The organism is Phytopseudomonas flavescens (assembly GCF_900100535.1).
Taxonomy (GTDB): Bacteria; Pseudomonadota; Gammaproteobacteria; order Pseudomonadales; family Pseudomonadaceae; genus Aquipseudomonas; species Aquipseudomonas flavescens.
Genome location: NZ_FNDG01000050.1, coordinates 1 through 1,269, shown reverse-complemented (window position 1 = coordinate 1,269; position 1,269 = coordinate 1). Strand labels below are relative to the sequence as shown.

The following is a 1,269-nucleotide window of genomic DNA, read 5'->3' as shown; positions in this document are numbered from 1 at the left end:
CGCGGCCTCTGGCTGCAACAGGCCGGCTTCCAGGTCAACGAGAAAATACGGATTCGGGTCATGCAGGGCTGTTTGGTGATTACGGCGGAGTGAAATAAATAGCCCCGGCAGCGCCGGGGCTATTTTATATTACACCTCTTGAAATAAACGAATTAGCAATATTTCTATCGGTTTGCGCAGATAAAACAACACCGGCGCAGGGCCGGTGTCAGATGAATCCTGTATCTGCACAGACAGCGTGGTCTTTCAACGAAGCCAAAATGGTAGATCATTCAGGCTGAGTTCATCATATTCACTTAAAGGCCTCTTCCTCTCGAAGATGAAAGAAGGCATATCAGAAATAAGAATTCTAACTGGCTGATAAATCCCAAATTCGCCAAAAAATGAAATAGCTGAGCCCTGTGCCTTTGAGAATAAATCGAAGTATCTAGAGAAAATAGTCCCCAGGGTATCCTGCTTCGAATCCAACCATGTGATTTCACGATTACCCTGCAAACTTTCATCCCACTCAACAGTAGTCCTTGGCAGCATGAGAAATATGCCTTTCGCCCTCTCCATTAGTGCGAAAGCCTGTTCTAGATCATCTTGCCGCAAATAACGTTTATAGAGCCGATCCGTTAGCAAGCTCCAATCATTTTCTGGATACTGGCTTACAACAAAAGCATTGAGGCACCCAAAGAACAATACGACATCCGAAACCGGGCCTAATTCGTATACCGTATGACCGCCATCAAGTCCTATTTTCCTCATTCAGATTTGAACCTTATATCAGTAGGACTAACTGTACCTTTTGACTTCTGCACAATACCCTTGATCACGGCATTTTTCTGTGCATCGGTGACAACTTGGCCGCGGACATCAATAACTATCTGCTGCTGCATGCCTTGAGGTAGATTCTCTGCACGCTGCAGCGCTTGTTTTGACACATTGTTAATCAACCCCTGTTGGTTAGTTGCGACTTTATAGTTTTTAACCTCAACACTACACACGCTGCCAATACACCAATCTGGGCGCACACTACCTGCCGTACCGTAGGGTACCTCCTGACCATTCTTGTAGCTGATTTGAGGGCGGGCACCTGCGCCAAGCTCAGTTCCTACATCAATCTCGGACTGTTTTGGGGTAGGCCTGGCAGAGCTTCCCGAAGGCGCAACATTATCTGTCGCACTACCATTTCCTTTTGCCCCAACTGTATCACCCGACGCGAATTTCGTTGTCCAGGCGTCCAGGCCCAGACGTGGCGCGGCTTCCCAGCGCGTTACACCCAGG

At 47.8% G+C, this 1,269-nt stretch carries 3 protein-coding genes; 1 reads left to right on the top strand and 2 read right to left on the bottom strand.

Annotated elements, in window-relative coordinates:
* Positions 1-12: 12 nt before the first annotated feature.
* Entirely contained in the window at positions 13-93 is an 81-nt protein-coding gene (locus BLR94_RS28375) for a SymE family type I addiction module toxin (protein WP_425262119.1), read from the top strand.
* A gap of 153 nt (positions 94-246) precedes the next feature.
* On the opposite strand, the gene BLR94_RS26990 is transcribed toward BLR94_RS28375, so the two are convergent.
* On the bottom strand, positions 247-750 hold the full coding sequence (locus tag BLR94_RS26990) for a hypothetical protein (protein WP_090423784.1): 504 nt from the start codon (positions 748-750) through the stop codon (positions 247-249).
* On the bottom strand, positions 747-1,269 hold a 523-nt coding region (locus BLR94_RS26985), incomplete at its 5' end, for a hypothetical protein (protein ID WP_208601381.1). The genes BLR94_RS26985 and BLR94_RS26990, both read right to left, overlap by 4 nt.